At 48.4% G+C, this 17,031-nt stretch carries 16 protein-coding genes; 13 read left to right on the top strand and 3 right to left on the bottom strand.

Translation table 11 applies throughout. The features are described 5' to 3' along the window. Nucleotides 1-345: 345 nt before the first annotated feature. The 11 genes from PTQ21_RS03845 (at nucleotide 346) to PTQ21_RS03795 (ending at nucleotide 11,957) form a co-directional block, all read left to right on the top strand. Nucleotides 346-792 carry a DUF1641 domain-containing protein gene (locus tag PTQ21_RS03845; RefSeq protein ID WP_024629786.1) on the top strand — a complete coding sequence of 149 codons (447 nt, stop codon included), beginning with the start codon at nucleotides 346-348 and terminating at the stop codon, nucleotides 790-792. A 23-nt stretch (nucleotides 793-815) separates the two neighbouring features. After that, the gene (locus PTQ21_RS03840; protein WP_063568226.1) at nucleotides 816-1,997 is read left to right on the top strand and encodes an NAD(P)/FAD-dependent oxidoreductase; all 1,182 of its coding nucleotides are present in this window, start codon (nucleotides 816-818) and stop codon (nucleotides 1,995-1,997) included. A gap of 339 nt (nucleotides 1,998-2,336) precedes the next feature. After that, nucleotides 2,337-2,981 (top strand): SDR family oxidoreductase, encoded by a 645-nt coding sequence (locus PTQ21_RS03835; RefSeq protein WP_079695434.1) that lies wholly within the window; start codon nucleotides 2,337-2,339, stop codon nucleotides 2,979-2,981. A 54-nt stretch (nucleotides 2,982-3,035) separates the two neighbouring features. Then, on the top strand, nucleotides 3,036-3,785 hold the full coding sequence (locus PTQ21_RS03830; RefSeq protein WP_274568880.1) for a response regulator transcription factor: 750 nt from the start codon (nucleotides 3,036-3,038) through the stop codon (nucleotides 3,783-3,785). Continuing rightward, nucleotides 3,782-5,158 (top strand): sensor histidine kinase, encoded by a 1,377-nt coding sequence (locus PTQ21_RS03825; RefSeq protein ID WP_274568879.1) that lies wholly within the window; start codon nucleotides 3,782-3,784, stop codon nucleotides 5,156-5,158. Before PTQ21_RS03830 ends, PTQ21_RS03825 begins: the two co-directional genes overlap by 4 nt. 75 nt (nucleotides 5,159-5,233) lie before the next feature. Next, nucleotides 5,234-6,034, top strand: coding sequence for a PepSY domain-containing protein (locus PTQ21_RS03820; RefSeq protein WP_274568878.1), 801 nt, complete (start codon nucleotides 5,234-5,236; stop codon nucleotides 6,032-6,034). 132 nt (nucleotides 6,035-6,166) lie between these two features. Continuing rightward, entirely contained in the window at nucleotides 6,167-6,802 is a 636-nt protein-coding gene (locus PTQ21_RS03815) for a PepSY domain-containing protein (protein ID WP_274568877.1), read from the top strand. A 289-nt stretch (nucleotides 6,803-7,091) separates the two neighbouring features. Next, complete coding sequence (locus tag PTQ21_RS03810; RefSeq protein WP_274568876.1) at nucleotides 7,092-8,594, top strand: RICIN domain-containing protein; 1,503 nt, start codon at nucleotides 7,092-7,094, stop codon at nucleotides 8,592-8,594. 710 nt (nucleotides 8,595-9,304) lie between these two features. Next, nucleotides 9,305-10,090: an ABC transporter ATP-binding protein gene (locus PTQ21_RS03805; RefSeq protein WP_274568875.1), complete on the top strand. Its 786-nt coding sequence runs from the start codon at nucleotides 9,305-9,307 to the stop codon at nucleotides 10,088-10,090. Nucleotide 10,091: 1 nt separating this feature from the next. Beyond that, nucleotides 10,092-11,753: a hypothetical protein gene (locus tag PTQ21_RS03800; RefSeq protein WP_274568874.1), complete on the top strand. Its 1,662-nt coding sequence runs from the start codon at nucleotides 10,092-10,094 to the stop codon at nucleotides 11,751-11,753. Between the two features lie 33 nt (nucleotides 11,754-11,786). Next, on the top strand, nucleotides 11,787-11,957 hold the full coding sequence (locus PTQ21_RS03795; protein ID WP_177031212.1) for a hypothetical protein: 171 nt from the start codon (nucleotides 11,787-11,789) through the stop codon (nucleotides 11,955-11,957). Between the two features lie 51 nt (nucleotides 11,958-12,008). Here the strand turns inward: PTQ21_RS03795 and PTQ21_RS31440 are convergent, their stop codons facing one another. After that, on the bottom strand, nucleotides 12,009-12,323 hold the full coding sequence (locus PTQ21_RS31440) for a Rossmann-fold NAD(P)-binding domain-containing protein (RefSeq protein ID WP_420800369.1): 315 nt from the start codon (nucleotides 12,321-12,323) through the stop codon (nucleotides 12,009-12,011). Beyond that, nucleotides 12,214-13,227 carry a Glu/Leu/Phe/Val dehydrogenase dimerization domain-containing protein gene (locus tag PTQ21_RS03785; protein ID WP_274568871.1) on the bottom strand — a complete coding sequence of 338 codons (1,014 nt, stop codon included), beginning with the start codon at nucleotides 13,225-13,227 and terminating at the stop codon, nucleotides 12,214-12,216. Before PTQ21_RS03785 ends, PTQ21_RS31440 begins: the two co-directional genes overlap by 110 nt. 350 nt (nucleotides 13,228-13,577) lie before the next feature. Between PTQ21_RS03785 and PTQ21_RS03780 the strand changes: the two genes are divergently transcribed. Then, nucleotides 13,578-14,093: a DUF2179 domain-containing protein gene (locus PTQ21_RS03780; RefSeq protein ID WP_053782622.1), complete on the top strand. Its 516-nt coding sequence runs from the start codon at nucleotides 13,578-13,580 to the stop codon at nucleotides 14,091-14,093. 246 nt (nucleotides 14,094-14,339) lie between these two features. Next, nucleotides 14,340-15,767, top strand: coding sequence for a pectate lyase family protein (locus PTQ21_RS03775; RefSeq protein ID WP_274568869.1), 1,428 nt, complete (start codon nucleotides 14,340-14,342; stop codon nucleotides 15,765-15,767). Nucleotides 15,768-15,919: 152 nt separating this feature from the next. Here PTQ21_RS03775 and PTQ21_RS03770 read toward each other — a convergent pair whose 3' ends face one another. Beyond that, nucleotides 15,920-16,933 (bottom strand): LacI family DNA-binding transcriptional regulator, encoded by a 1,014-nt coding sequence (locus PTQ21_RS03770; RefSeq protein ID WP_274568868.1) that lies wholly within the window; start codon nucleotides 16,931-16,933, stop codon nucleotides 15,920-15,922. Nucleotides 16,934-17,031: the final 98 nt, after the last annotated feature.

The raw sequence follows: 17,031 nt of genomic DNA, 5'->3' as shown, positions 1-17,031 counted from the left end.
TTTTAATCCGACCACAATGCTTGACAAAAAAATCGATTTTGTTACAATGTTCACAATATCTTCACAAGTGTAAAAAATTTCTTTTTCATGTTCATGTGTAAGAGGTGTAATATAGGGGTATAGAGTTCGGTTTCGGCCTGCTTGTCGTTTTGCGTCAACACATGTTGTCCGCAATAGACCCAAGATACAATACACGATGTGGGAACGGCCCTTGGGCTATGCTCATTCTATTGTGTGAAATTTGGTACATTTAGTTGTATTGGATGTATTTGTGGTTCGGCTCTGCTTGACAGGCATCATGAAAGTCGCGGACTTCTATCCCAAAGTAAAGGAGGACTTTCTCTTATGTCACAATCGCCTACTCAACAAGAGGTGCCGGTTACAGAAGGTGCCGACGTTTCCCAACGCCAGTCCTTGGACGTACTGGATCAATTGATGAAGCCTGAGGTACAGGAGTCTCTGACCGTTCTGGTGGAGAACTTGCCTAAACTGGCTGAAATGGTCACTGCTATGACCAAAGCTTATGACTTTGCACAAAGCGTAGCTACAGACAAAGTTCTGATCAGCGACACAATGAGCGCAATGGGCGAGTTTGCTAAACCTGTTGTAGACAAAGCTAAAGGTGTAGCTTCTGCTGCCATCGAAGCAAGTGATCGTGCGCAAGCCGAGCAAACTTCGGTTGGTTTGTTCGCTATGCTCAAAATGCTTAAAGATCCAAACGTACAACAAACGCTTCGTTTTGCTCAATCATTCCTGAGCATCCTGAACGAGCGTCAACAACAGCAACGTTAAGATTAGAAGAACGGAGGATGGATATGTCGAAGCAAATTTTGATCTTGGGCGGAGGTTACGGTGGTCTGTTGACTGCGCTGACTGCGCGTCAATACCTGACACCGGAAGAAGCGACTATTACAGTCGTGAACCGTTACCCTACGCACCAAATTATTACGGAACTGCACCGTCTTGCAGCAGGAAGCATTGCTGAAAAAGCAGTTGCCCTTCCACTCGAAAAATTGCTGAGTGGTAAAAATGTGAACTTGAAAATCGATACGGTGGATACAATCAAGCCGGACGAGAAAAAAGTTCTCATGACCAGCGGTTCTACTTACTCTTACGATGCACTCGTTGTTGCCTTGGGCAGTGAAACGGCATTCTTCGGAATTCCGGGATTGCAGGAGTACAGCTTCACGCTGAAATCCGTTAGCGATGCTAATCGCATTCGTGCACACGTGGAAGCTCGTTTGGATGCTTACAAACAATCCGGCAACAAAGCAGACGCTACGTTTGTTATCGGTGGCGGTGGTTTGACAGGTATCGAGCTTGTTGGTGAATTCGCTGACCTTCTTCCGGCTGTATGCCAAGAAAAAGGTATCGACTTCAAAGAAGTTTCCCTGTACACGGTTGAAGCAGGTCCTTCCATCCTGGCAGGATTCCCGCCAGAACTGGTTGAGCGTGCAAAAGCGAGTCTGGAAAAACGTGGCGTTAACTTCATCGTTGGCGTAGCGATTACCGAAATGAAAGAAAATGAAGTTCTGCTGAAAGACGGAAGCTCGATCCCTACGAACACACTCGTATGGACAGGCGGCGTTCAAGGTAATGCAGTTGTTGCCAACAGCGGAATTGAAGTGGATCGTGGCCGTGCGAAAGTTACGGAAGTACTGCAATCCACATCCCATAAAGACGTGTTTGTTGCTGGTGACAGCGCAGTGGTCTTCCCTAGCGAAGGCGCTCGTCCATACCCTCCAACAGCACAATTGGCTTGGCAAATGGGTGAAACTATTGGTCACAACTTGGGCGTAATGTTCAAAGGTGGCGCAATGGAATCCTTCACACCAGTATTCTCCGGTACACTGGGAAGTCTGGGTCGTAAGGATGCTGTCGGCATGATCGGTGGCAACCAGACTCGTCTGAAAGGTCTGCCAGCAACCATGATGAAAGAAGCAAGTAACATCCGTTACCTTGCTCATATTCACGGTTTGTTTGCACTGGCTTACTAATACCTGTACGCCATGCAGCAGAAAGGCACCCCACTTGGGGTGCCTTTTTTTATTTTTAACCAGCATCCGTTTGGCATAGGGGCTAAGTTCCATGAAGTGAATGCGGAAGTATAACCGTTGTTATCAGATATGTATTGAAGAAAAAAGTGCTCGGTATAACCGTATAGGGTGTATGGTATATTAAAGGAAAGACGTGTTATCCGCATCTTGCCAGATGCGCTGAACGGTAGTAATACATAGCAGCCGGCGCTTAGAAGCGTCGGCTTTCGTTTAAATTAAAGACAAGTCTGTTTTATAAAAGCTAGCTTATAAAAAGGAAAACCGAGAGGAGAATGACCTATGAACGTATTAGTAATTGGAGCGAACGGACAAATCGGCAAATTTCTGGTGCAGCAACTGGCACAGGAAGGGAAACATCAAGTCACCGCGATGATTCGCAAACCGGAGCAGGCAGATGCACTGAAGCAGTTTGGTGCCAATGTGGTGATTGGCGATTTGGAAGGCAGCGTGGATGATCTGGCCGAGGCAATGAAAGATCACAATGCCATTGTGTTTACAGCGGGTTCCGGTGGATCTACGGGCGAAGACAAAACATTGCTCATTGATCTCGATGGTGCGGTGAAAACAATGGAGGCGGCACAGCAGCAGGGAATTACCAGATATATTTTGGTCAGTGCGTTTGGGGCAGATCAGCGGGAGAAGTGGTCCGACGCCATTAAGCCGTATTACGTGGCGAAGCATTATGCCGATCGGGCGTTGTTCGCAAGTGATCTGAATTACACCATTATCCGTCCAGGTGGTTTGAAAAATGAGCCGGGTACCGGCAAAATCTCTGTAGGAACAGATCTGAAACCGGGAAGTATTCCACGTGAAGATGTGGCTCGTGTAATCGCTGCTTCCCTCCAGGAGGAGAAGACGTATCGAATGGCTTTTGATCTGATCGCCGGGGATGAATTGGTAGAGGATGCCTTAGGTAAATTGTAATTCGTATTGTAATATAACGGGAGAATGGAATGACGGAATGAGGGGGAGCTCTGCATGAATGAAGCTGTGCTGGTGATCGAGGATGAGCCCAAAATTGCACGCCTGCTTGAACTGGAATTACAGTATGAGGGATATCAGGTAGGCAAGGCAAGCAGCGGAACGGAAGGGCTGGAGATGTATGGGGAGGGGCAATGGGATCTGATTCTGCTGGATATTATGCTGCCGGGTCTGAGTGGGATTGAAGTGCTGCGGCGGATACGTGCCAAAGATGCGACCGTGCCCATTCTGATGCTCACAGCCAAAGACTCTGTGGAAGACAAAGTATCCGGACTCGATCTCGGAGCCAACGATTACATTACAAAGCCGTTCCGTATTGAAGAGTTGCTCGCGAGAGTACGCGCTGCACTGCGCCTGAGTGCTGCATCGGCTGCTACCCACTCTGCCACTTCGGTCCCACGGGATACGGCGCAATCACCCGAGCACACGGCGGAAAATGAGACAGGCTGGCTCACCGCAGGTGGATTGAAGCTGAATGAAGGAACCCGTGAGATATCCCGGGATGGTCAATCGATTGAGCTTACACCGCGTGAGTTCGATCTATTGGTGTATCTGTTGCAAAACCAGCGCCAGGTGCTGAGCCGGGACCAGATTGTTCAGGCCGTCTGGGGATACGATTATTATGGAGATACCAATGTGGTGGATGTGTATATCCGTTATGTGCGCAAAAAGGTTGATAACGGATTCACACCACCCTTAATACATACCGTTCGGGGTGTTGGTTACGTCCTGAAGGAGCAAGTATGAGTCTGCGCAGCAGAATCTACGGATATTCGTCCGTATTGTTTGCCGTGCTGCTGATTGCCGTCAACCTGTCGGTGTATATCGTGTTCGAACGGATGTCGATCGATAACGAGATCAAGCGGGTAGAGGCTGAGGCCGAGTCTATTGTAAAAGGAGTGCGCCAGTCTGCCGGTTCCATTCCGCCGGACGACTTGCTCCGAGCCTACGCGCCGCTGGACGGCATGCTGCGGATCGTCAATGAAGACGGCACCAGCTCCCCGCCGGTGACGACCTCGGCAGAGGAGCAGCTGAGCAAGCTGTCCTACAAATACGAAAGCGAAAAAAAATCGGAGTATACCCAAGTTGAACAAATCGGTTATGTCTGGGTCTCTGTTCCAGTGATCTGGCCGGATGGAGAAGTAGTGAATCTACAAGTCACCGAGAGCATTGAAGATACCGAGAATCGCCTGTCTGTGCTTCGTACAGTTCTAGTTGCCGTTACCATCATCGCGCTGATTCCGGCCATCATCTCCAGCCGTATTCTGGCGAACCGGATGACAAGGCCGATCCAGCAGATGACACGTACGATGAGTGATATCCAGTCGAGCGGCCAGTTCAAGCGACTTCCGCTCGACGAAAAATCGAAGGATGAGCTGAAAACGATGGGGCAGACGTTCAACCGTATGATGGATCTGCTGGAATCCAACTTCGAGCGGCAGGAGCGCTTTGTTTCTGATGCTTCTCATGAACTGAAAACACCACTTACCATCATTGAAAGTTATGCCAGCTTGCTGCAACGAAGGGGCAAGGAACGTCCCGAAGTATTCGACGAGGCGGTAGAAGCCATTCTGTCCGAATCCGTGCGCATGCGAGAGATGACCGAGCAGCTGCTATTGCTGGCAAAGCAGCCAGAGCAGTGGAATGTACAGCTGGAGCGGGTGGATATCACCCAACTTGCGCTGGATTCCACACGTGCATTTCGCGAAGCCTATCATCGGGAAGTTCACTGTGAGGATCCGGGCAGGATATGGGCGATTAGCGATGTGAGCAAGCTGAAGCAGCTGCTTTTTATTTTGCTGGACAATGCTCGTAAATATAGTGAGGATGCCATTGAAGTCCGGCTGGAGGCAAAGGGGCAGGAATGTCGGATATGTATTGTGGATAAGGGAATCGGTATGCGGGAAGAGGAACTGTCCAAGGTGTTTGACCGTTTCTATCGTGTTGATCAGGCCAGAACACGCAGCGGCGAAGCAAGCGGTTCGGGCTTGGGACTTTCCCTGGCCAAAGATATCGCAGAAGCCGTGGGCGCACGTATTGAATTAAACAGCACCGAGGGCAGGGGAACCGAGGCTTCGATAATTTTGCCCACATCCGTACAGAACGGATCACTCTCATGAAAATCTCATTCTTCTCTTATATACTGGTAAACACAGTAGGATTACGGATCATAAGAGAGTGCGTAAGGGGGAACCATGATGGAAGAGCATGAGGGGCGTCCGGAAATGAAACGGGAAGAACAACGACGCAAAGGATGGGCGAAGCCAAGACGTTCATTATGGTGGGGTGCGGGGCTCCTGGCTCTCCTTGTCGTTATAGCGGTCATGTGGTGGAGGCCGTGGCAATCAGACCGCGTGATGTTAACAGCAGATGCAGCGGCCCAAGCGGTCTTGGATCAATATCCGGGAGAGATCCTGAATTCCACGTTGAAGGACGGAACCTACATCATGCAGCTCCGCTCAGAAACCGGACTGTATGACGTACAAGTTGATGCGGTTACGGCGACCGTGAATTCCATTAAACGGCTGGAGTCCAACCCACAAGCCGAGGAGAAGACGTTATGGAGCCGGGAACAGATCAAGACGGAATTGCTGAAACAAACGGATGCCGAACTGGTGTCGCTCGAACTTGTCGAGCAGCAGGGGAGCCCGGTGTATCTGGCGGTATTCAAGATGAAGGACAATGGTCGGGAGCAATGGACCATTGATCCGTATAACGGGGAGAAACAGTCTTCAAAGCCGCTGGAGGCATCTTCGCCCGACCCGACAACAGGGGAAGGCACCAAGACTTCATTTCTGAGCGAGAAAGAAGCAGAGCAGAAGGCACTGGCTAAGGTTCCTGGTGAAGTGGATGATATCGAACTCCGTGGAACGAATAGTGGCAATCCGTATTATCTGGTTGAAATTGACCTGGATGACGGTCGTGAGGCTATTGTGCAGGTGAATGCCATTTCAGGCGCGATTCGTTCGGTCACTTGGGATGATGACGAAGATTAAAGGTATAGAAGCCATTCTGTGAGATTCTCACTCATTTTCTCATCAAATTCTAATCTGACTCTCGCTGAACTCTCATTCGTACAGGTTAATCTATAACTGTAGACGAGAACGAGAATAACAACGAGGAGATGAATGATGATGATGAATAAACATAAACTATGGATTGGCAGCTTGTCGGCAGCGGTGTTGCTCGGAGGATCAGCCGCTCTGGCAAGTGGGAGTGTAAACGGACAATCGGTACAGCCTACGCAAACGTCCAATACACAATCAGTAACACAGACCCAGAACAACACAGGTACATTGCTGACGGTCGCACAGGCCAAAGAAGCAGCCTTGAAAGCAACGGATGGTAAAGTGGATGATGTGGATCTGGAGCGCAGAAACGGCCAAACGTTCTATGAAGTTGAGATCGACAAAAAAGGTAGTAATGACGTTGTCGTTCGTTTGGATGCTTACACGGGTAAAATCCTTGCAGTAGTCGATGATGAAGATTACGATGACGACGATGATTATAATGGAACTGTGGCAGGTACGTCTTCCAATCAAGCTGCTTCAAAACAGGTTAAACTGACAGAGGTACAAGCTTCAAACATTGCCCTGAAACAGGTGACAGGCGGAAAAGTAACCGAAATCGAACTGGATCATGATAACGGCCGTTATATTTATGAAGTGGAACTAAGAACAGCAAACAGTGAAGCCGATGTAGACGTCGATGCCAATACAGGCAAAGTGCTTTCGTTTGACCAGGATTTTGACGACGAAGATTAAGAAATAACGTATATTATAGGGATTTAGATTGTGTATAACAGAGGACGCTTCGGATGAAGCGTCTTTTTGCTGTTCACTCCATAAGTTCAGTGTGTAATCGTACATGTTCCGCCGTATTGTTCACTATTCGAGCAGGGGGATGGCGGATACAATCGTAATCAGGAGGTGAGTGCCGAGCCAGTCTGAGAAACAGGTAATCCTATGAAATGCATCATCGATCGGAGGAAGAAGAGACGTATCGATTTAATTGTAAGCGCTTTATAAATTAATTGCGGAGGTGTATTTTTCTATGAATGAGGGTTGGTTGAAAAAGAAAACAAAAACACATCGTTTCACTCGTCGCCTTTGTTATCTGCTTGCTCTAATCCTGGCGCTACAATCGCTGGGTATGCTGGTCGCTTCAGGACAACGGGCTTCCGCTGCTCCACTCAGTGTAACCAACGGGGTACAGTTCAAGGATACAAACGGCAATGTCATTCATGCCCATGGGGGCGGGATGATTAAGGCTAATGGGTACTATTACTGGTTTGGGGAGAATCGTAATCCTAATGGAACGTTTAAGGCGGTTTCCGTATATCGTTCAGTAGATTTGAAAAACTGGGAGTATCGCAATGATGTGCTCACCAGCAGCTCGGCTGCCGAGCTGAACATTTCCAACATCGAACGCCCGAAGGTCATCTATAACAGTGCAACAGGCAAGTATGTTCTTTGGATGCATAAGGAAAACGGGGTCGACTACGGTGAAGCCAGAGTGGCGGTAGCGACCTCAAGTACAGTGGATGGAAATTATACGTATGTAGGCAGCTATCGGCCTCTTGGCTATGATTCGAGAGACATGACAGTTTACAACGACAACGGAACAGCTTATCTCATCTCAGCGACCAAAGTGAATGCCGACCTGAATATCTACAAGCTGACTCCAGATTTTCTCGGTGTGGAATCGCTCGTAACGACGCTGTGGCCGGGTCAATATCGTGAGGCACCTGCCATGTTCAAAAAGGGTGGCGTCTACTTCCTGATCACATCCGGGGCTACGGGATGGAATCCGAATCAGGCCAAATATGCGACTGCTACCAGTATAACTGGCACCTGGAGCGGCCTGAGCAACTTTGGAGATAGTACAACCTATGGCTCCCAATCCGCATACGTGCTTCCGGTGGAAGGCTCACAGACAACATCCTATCTCTATATGGGCGATCGCTGGGCTGGCGCCTGGAGCGGACCAGTGCAGGATTCTAAGTATGTGTGGCTGCCGTTGTCTTTCCCAAGTGCAACCAGTCTGGCGATGAACTGGGCAAGCAGTATTACCATTGATGCAGCCACGGGTTCCGTAACCGGAGTGGATACGCCCGATGTATGGGACCCGAATGCTTCGTATCAGTTGATTAGTCGCAAAAGTAATAAATTGCTTAATGTCATCGGTGGTTCTGCGGATAACGGTGCGGATCTGGAGCAGCGGGCAGACGGCGGAACGACCAGCCAGCAGTGGCAGATCACGGATGCAGGTGGTGGTTATGTCAAAATCATCAATCGTTCCAGCGGCAAGCTAATCGGTGTAGAGAATGGTTCCACAGCAGATGGAGCTGTTATTGAACAGTGGAACGATGGCGGCTGGGCCAGTCAGCAATGGCAGTTGGTTAGTGTGGGTGGTGGTTATTATAAATTGAAAAACCGCAGCACAGGCAAGGTGCTTGATATTTCGGGACAATCCCTGGCAGACGGGGCAGCTGCAATCCAGTGGACAGATAATGGTGGTACGAATCAGCAATTCCAGATTGTTAAGGTTCAATAAGGATTGATTGTTTTGTTGGTTAATCATCATAAAGATTCACAATTAAACCCTTGTCCCTCATTATGAGTGGGACAAGGGTTTAATTGTGAAAAATATGAAGCTCTATAAGCTAGAGATTAAACATTCCAATTGAACCTTTTATTCTAATTTTAGATTATCAATAGCAGAAATAAGGTATTAGTATAAATAACGGAAAAGCTTAATCCTCAGGACGATTACATTGCTAAGATATATTATTGGTAGGATCCTGCCACAAAATAAAAATGGTAAAACACGGGTGCGAGTTAGGAGGTTAGCAAATGTACGTTATTCTTCCTTTTTTGTTGTCGACATTAATCTCTGGATTGCTAGGTTATCTAACCTATAGAATATTATTAAAAAATAGAGCTGGGATTATTGTGACGTTGATATCATCCGCGTTTATAGCTTATATTTTTATAGATTTATATGTTTTTTTTGGAGTGGTAGGAGGTGTGTTGTTTTACATTTTACTAATAAGAATTTCAACTAAATAAAAAAATAATAATTACCAGACTTAATTGGTAAATTAACAAAAATCAAATTCTATTCTATAAATTCAGGATCTTTGTTATGCACTTCTTTGTGCAGAGCAAAGGTCTTTTAATTTTTCTTTATCCCTCTCTGTTAATCCAATCTGTGGTAAACTAGTATAATTGTAGAAATAATAGAGATAGGGGCTGGATAACGAAGTGAGTGAAAAACAAGTACTGTCAATTGAAGGCTTGCGTATGCGGTATAACGGGCGTTATGTGCTAAATGGGATTGATTTAGAAGTGAATCGGGGCGAGATGATTGGATACATCGGTCCGAACGGTGCGGGCAAAAGCACAACGGTCAAGATTTTGCTCGGACTGGTTGAGGGATATGTAGGTACGGTTCGCATCTTTGGCAAGGATATCGCGGATGGTGACGTGGAATATAAACGCCGAATCGGTTATGTACCGGAAGTCGCGGAGCTATACGAGCAATTAACCCCGGCAGAGTATCTGACCTTTATAGGAGAATTGTACGGGTTGTCCTATGAAGATGCCGATTATAAGGCGAAGCAGTTGATGGATTGTTTTGGACTGGAAAAATCATATCATTCCCGCATTGCTTCCTTCTCCAAAGGCATGCGTCAGAAAGTGCTGCTGATCTCCGCGCTGTTGCATGACCCGGATCTGTTGTTCCTGGATGAACCGCTAAGCGGTCTGGACGCCAACAGTGTAATGGTGGTAAAGGAGATTTTGACACAGCTGTCGGCCAAGGGTACAACGATATTCTATTCGTCACACATCATGGATGTGGTGGAGAAGATCAGCAGCCGAATCGTTCTGATTGCCGAAGGACGTGTGATGGCGGATGGTACGTTCAGGCAGCTTCAGCAGCAATCCATGGAAGGCTCACTGGAGGAAGTGTTCAATCAACTGACGGGCTTCAATGAGCATCGGGCAATAGCAGAACGCTTTGTGTCCATCGTGCAGGAGGTGTACTGATATGGCGGAATCCTCCGACTTCCGTACGCTGAAGATTCTGGATCGTTTTCGGTCTGTCATCGTCAAAACAGGAGCGGATTATGATGTATTGCGTTTGATTCTACGGGTGAAGTTCCAGATGGATCAGCGGAGGGTGCCAACGGTATTGTCAGCGCGCAATGGCAATAAGGAGCAGAAAGAAGGCAACCTGTATCTACGTTCCCTCTGGTTGTATGCACTGATGGGGCTGATTATGGTGCCGTTTGTTGTCTGGGATACGGGACATTATATGCTCCAGATGGGTCTAGTGACCGCCATGCTGATGTTTATGATCATGACCTCCATGATCTCCGACTTTTCTTCGGTACTGCTCGATATTCGAGATCGTAATATCATCATGACCAAGCCGGTAAATGGACGCACTGTTGGCTTGGCTCGTGCCATTCACGCAGGGGTTTATTTGCTGCTCCTGACAGGCTCTCTGACGGCTGCGCCGCTGGTAGCCGGATTGATTGCCCACGGGATCGGCTTTTTCCTGCTTTTTCTGGTGGAACTGGTGCTGATTAATATGTTAATTCTGGTGACCACGTCCCTGATCTATCTATTCATGATGAAGTTTCTGGATGGCGAGAAGCTGAAGGACATGATCAATATGATGCAAATCCTTCTTTCCATCGGGATTGCCGTAGGCTATCAGCTGGTCATACGTTCGTTTAGCATCATCGACTTTAATATGGTGTTCACGCCTGCCTGGTGGCAGTTACTGCTGCCCCCGGTATGGTATGCAGCGGCATTTGAGCTGCTGTTCAGCGGTGGGGGAGATCCCTGGCTGTATACTTTCTCGGCGCTTGCTGTGATCGTTCCAATGGTCAGTCTGTTGATGTACGTGAAGTTGATGCCTTCCTTCGAATTGTATTTGGAGAAAATGGCACACGCAGGTCAAGCCTCCGGACGAAGACGTGGGAATTGGGATCGCATCATGGCAAAGGTATTCTCCCGTTCCAGAGAAGAGCAGGCGTGCTTTCGTTTGTCTGCCAGTATGATGCGAAGTGAAAGGGAGTTCAAGTTGAAGGTATACCCGTCGATGGGTTTATCTTTTGTATTGCCCTATGTATTCTGGTTCACTCAATTGCAGAGTTCTTCGTGGGCAGAATTTAGGGAAAGCTCCTTCTTTTACACGCTATATATTGTGCTCTTGCTGATTGTGTCTGTTGTGACCATGCTGAAGTATTCCGGACAATACAAGGCGTTTTGGACTTTCCGGGCAGCCCCTCTGGCAAACGAGAATGTGCTATATAGTGGAGCGCTAAAAGCTTTCTTATGCAACATGTTCTTACCCGTATTTATATTGAACGCCATTGTATTTGTGTGGACCTTTGGGTTAAGAATTCTTCCTGATCTGATCGTGATATTTTTGGTGGCAACTGCACTTATCCCGCTTTCTGGAAAGCTGTTGATGCGAAAACCGCCGTTCTCCCAATCCTTTAGTGTGGCCGGGCAAAGTGACGGCTGGCTCGTCTTTGCCTTCTTTCCGCTCATGGCACTGTTATGGGGACTACATGTATTCATCCGCACCATACCAGCAGGCATCTGGATCTATATAGCACTACTAATAGTGATTAATATGCTGTTCTGGACGATGCTGCATCGGGTGAAGCGGGCTTCTGTAATGGTTGAAGGTTAAGGCGGGCGGTAGGAGGTTGGTTGAGGTTGCCTGATGAAGTTTAGCAGATGGAATCCTGAAGAAAAGCTGATTAAAGCCAATCCGGTGTTGATGAATCGGATTGGCTTTTTTACGTTTTTTCTAATTCTTTACGTGATGCGATGTACTTTAAAGATGGAGAAAATAAATGATATGCGAGCTGTAACAGTGATCTGGATTCTGTAGCACTTAAACGATTGGGAGATTGAATTAGTGTGTTAAATCGGTATCGGTATGCTAAGCATGGGGTTTTCCGCTTTGCAGGACAGCCTCTGCCAGCTGATCGGCTGCATCAGCCGTGGAGAGGACAGACTGCTCTGCTATCGCATAGACTTTGGACAGCGTGCCCGCAATCCCCGCCACCTTTTGGCGGATCAGGTCGGGCCCTGCGCCTTCCAGCTCGTAGGCGGTGCTGATGATTCCGCCTGCGTTGAGCACATAGTCAGGCGCGTACAGGATGCCGCGCGCCTGCATGCGGCGAACAACCAGCTCCCGATGGCTGAGCTGGTTGTTCGCCGCCCCGGCAACGATGGAGCAGCGCAGCTCCTCCACCGTTGCCGGGGTCAATACGCCCCCTAGGGCACAGGGGGGCGAACACCTTGCAGTCAGCGGCGTGAATATGGGCCGGATCGGCCGACATGGCGCCGCTGAACTGCACAAGGGCACGTTGTACACGTTCGGGTACAACGTCTGCCACAATGAGCCGTGCCCCGGCTGCATGCAGGTAACGGCACAGGGCATACCCGACCTTGCCCAGTCCCTGGACGGCAACGCAAATGCCCTGCAAGGCGTCAATGCCTTGGTGACGCAGCGATGTCACAATGCCAGTGTATACACCGTAGGCGGTCATCTCGGCTGTGAAGTCATCCTGTGCGCCAAGCGATCCGGTCGTATCCGTCACATGTACCGTCTCCAGCCGGATCTGGTCCATATCTGCCGCCGTAGTGCCCAGATCCAGGCCTGTCACATAACGTCCGTTCAGTCGTTCCAGATAGCGGCCCAGAGAACGGAACGTTTCGGCACGCCGGCAGGCTTGTAGGTTGTTTTTGGATGTCTTATCTAAATCCTTATCTAATCCGTTCGATGTATCCTTGCCTTTAATGATGTTCGTATGGGGTCCGACATTCTGTTTGCCTTTTTTGGGATTTAGATTGTTGTCTGGGCTGGCCTCATCCGATTGGGTGACCAGTTCGGCGGGCACATCCCATACCACAGCTTTGCCCCCGCCATATGGCAGACCGGAGACCGCCGATTTGTAGGTCATGCCCTTCGCGAGTTTGATGGCATCCCGAACCGCTTCTTCCTCCGATGCATACGTCCAGCAGCGGCATCCCCCGAGTGCGGGACCCAGCACTGTACTATGGATGGCGATAACGGCTTTAAGCCCGCTCCGTGGATCATGGCAAAATATGAGTTGTTCCATACCTTCCCGCTGCATCTCATGCCACAACTGCATGACAGTTCCCCCTTTTGGTAGCCGTCGTTTCCCGAACCTTTTTGCCTGGACGCCTCAATCGAATTACTGTTGGTTCAGCATATTCAGACACGCCGCTTTTCGCCCCTGGGTCTCAGGCCGGGTTGATAATGAGTGAAAAGGGCTCTATAATGTCAGTTCCCGCTTGCCAGTGGGCAGAAAATAGAAAATGCAGTCCAATTTACGTTCAACCGTTTAAAATGACCGCATAACGTCCAATGATGGAGATAGAGTAAACATGCAGAAGAATAAATGATATGTAGAGGAAGCGGAACGAAGGCACGCAACAAACGGCCCATTTCGTTGTGAAAGTCAGGAAAGAGGGATTGCGATTGTTTAAAATATTGGTATTTATCTTTTTGATCCAGATTGTGTATGTATCTGCTTATACACTTCGGATGATTCTGACGCTCAAAGGACAGAAATATATTGCTGCGCTCATCAGTATGGGCGAAATTGTGATCTACGTACTCGGTCTGAATCTGGTACTCAAATATCTGACCCAGCCATCTGCGTTAATTGTATATGCCGTTGGTTATGGGCTGGGGGTATTGCTGGGTGCCTGGATCGAAGAGAAGATTGCGCTTGGTTACGTTACCGTTAAGGTTATTTGTAACCAGATGGGCGGGGATGTAGCGAATGCCTTGCGGGATAAAGGATACGGTGTCACCGCCTGGGTTGGTAGTGGACGAGATGGAGACCGGCTGGTTATGGAGATTTTGGCGAAACGAAAAAACCAGAAACTTCTATATCAGACGATTCTGGAGCTTGATCCCAAAGCATTTGTCATCACCGTTGAGCCCAAACAGTTCCATGGCGGGTTCTGGACACGTTCCATCAAAAGATAAATTAGGAATATTCGAGATAATAGTGAGCCCCTTTGGGGGCTTTTTTTCATGTCTATAAGTTGAAATGGGAATGCTCCGGGTTAAATCGGGTGTTATTTGAGGACTGATATCAGGATCCCAAAACGATCTGAGATAAGGATTATTGTTGTAATCGCTTCCAACATTTACATTGAGGACATGTCCTTCGTGACTTGCGATGGCAGAGATGGACAGACGCAATCATTATAATTAGGGAGGAATGGTTTTATGAAAAGCAAAATTCGAACATGGTGCAGTGCCGCGCTGGCTCTGACGTTGGGCTTCACCCTACTGTCTGGACCGACAAGTGTACAGGCAGCAGGCAATGCAGATTACAATCTTACAGGTTTCTCCCAAGGCAATACGGGTGGAGGTACCATCAGCGAATCGGACACGTCCAAGTATAAGAAGGTATACAATGCAACGGATCTCGCTGCGGCGCTGAAAAAGAACTCTGGTGTCAAAGTCGTCGAGATTATGAACGACCTGAATCTGGGATGGAACGAAATTCCGAGCGCTGCACAGACATCGCCTTTTGCCAAGCATAATGATGCGCTGACTCATCCTGTATTGAAGCAAACGGGTGTCAGCAAGCTGACGATCGACAGCTTTAATGGCCTGACCATCTTCTCAGCCAACGGGGCCAAGATCAAGCACGGAGCCATCAGCGTCAAACGCAGTTCCAACGTTATTATCCGCAACCTCGAATTCGATGAGTTATGGGAATGGGATGAAGCGACCAAAGGTGACTACGACAAAAACGACTGGGATTACATCACCCTTGAAGAGAACAGCAACGTATGGATTGATCACTGCACATTCAATAAAGCCTACGACGGGCTTGTCGATTCGAAAAAAGGAACGAGCGGTGTGACCATCTCCTGGTCCCTCTTCAAAGGGGATGACGGCAGCTCAAACAGCTGGGTTACCCAGCAGATTAACGAGTTGGAAGCGAACAAGGCTTCCTATCCGATGTACAACTACCTGCGCAGCAGCGCGGTTGGGCTCAGCAAAGCCGATATCATTGCCATTTCATCTCCTCAGAAAAAAGGTCATTTGGTTGGTTCGACCAGCTTCGAATCGGCCAATGCTAATCTGTCCATAACTCTGCACCATAACTTGTACAAAGATATCCAGGATCGCATGCCGCGTCTGCGCGGAGGCAATGCGCATGCCTACAATATTGTGATGGATGCGACAGGGGCACGTGCGGCCAAATCCAGAATCACTTCTGCAATGGCAACGGCGATTTCGTCCAAAGGGTATCATTTTGATATCATCGGCAACGGAGCTATTTCCACTGAAGATGGTGCAGTACTGGTCGAAAAGTCGGTGATCAAAGACGTACTGTTCCCGGTCCGCAATAACCAGACGGACCCGGCCGACGCAACATATACCGGTAAAATTCAGGTGACTGACACGATGTATTCTCTGGATGGAAGCTCATTCCGTGGAAACAGTGATACATCCGGCAGTCCGCTCAGCCCGGTTCCGGCCGCAGTGAAAGCTTTCTCCTGGAACGGATTCTCTTCACTTCCTTACAGCTACACTACCGATGATCCAGCGACGCTGAATGCACGCCTCACCGGTTCAAGCGGAGCAGGTGCAGGCAAATTAACCTGGTCCAAAGACAACTGGCTGAAGACGAGCTACTAGGCTAGGCAGCAACACGAATCAGGTGTTGAAACGAGTGGCTGTAACTACAAGGATTTCAAGCCACGTTATCGTTTTTTCATAAGCAAAGAGTGCTCCTGCAGCCGTAATGGCCGGGAGCACTCTTTTTGTGGAACAGGGAGTCTAGTTCCTTTTTAGTTAGGTAAGTCATCCGAAAGGGCAGGTGCAGCAGTTACCGAATCACGATAAATGATATTACCCTTCACGTGTACGCGGCCGAAGCTGCGACTCGGGTTATCAATCTTTTTGAGCATGGAATGAACCGCAGTGCGCGCCATCTGTTCGACATCGACTTCAACCGTAGTTAATTTGGGCTCGGAGAGTGTGGCATAGATATCATTATCGAACCCAACCACGGAGCATTGTGCAGGAACTTGAATACCCAGTGAAGTCAGTTTCTGAACGAGCAGATGGGCCACCTGATCACAGTTGCATACAAATGCCGTAGGCAGCTGCTCTGGCAGATCAATTTCAATAAACGTACCTCGCTCATCGCGGTCATTAAGCACCAGATCCGGATTCATCGGCAACCGATGCTCCAGCAATGATTTGTAATAACCGAGGAATCGGTCCTGAATGCTGCTAGTAGAATAGAGATTCCCCACATAAGCGATGCGGCGGTGTCCCTGCTGTACCAGAACGTTTGTCAGCTCATAAGCAGCGTAAAAGTTATCGGTAACGACAGAATCAATATCAGAATGCTCATCGTAGAAATCGAGAAACATTTTGGGTACCTCCATCGACTGGACCAGCTCGATATATTCCTTGCTGACTTGTCCAAGCACAATGAAACCATCCACTTTGTTGTCACTATAGAGCTTCGGTAGTATTAATTCCTCTTCGTCCTGAACATTCAGAATATGCAGAATACCGTAGTACCCCTGATCCTCCAGATGTTTGGTGATGCGCTGGAATACACGTACATAGAACGATTGTGTAGGTCCGGTAAAACGCTCCGGGATAATAACACCAATATTATGAGTCAGGCCTTCCTTCATCGAACGGGCTGCGGCGTTATACCGATAGCCCATCTGAACGGCAAGCACTTTAATTTTTTCCTTCAATTCGCCACTGACGCCATCTTTATCATTTAATGCTTTCGAGACCGTCACACTGCTAACTCCGAGCTTGTCGGCGATATCCCGCATGGTGATATTGTTCTTCAGCTTTGGTCGCCTCCTTCAAGCCGGTTTACGTACAATGTGCTGTCATTATGGTTAGCGCTTCCTTCAAACATAACAACAAT

This window comes from Paenibacillus marchantiae (genome assembly GCF_028771845.1).
GTDB classification, from domain to species: domain Bacteria; phylum Bacillota; class Bacilli; order Paenibacillales; family Paenibacillaceae; genus Paenibacillus; species Paenibacillus marchantiae.
This window is presented reverse-complemented; position numbering and strand designations above follow the sequence as displayed.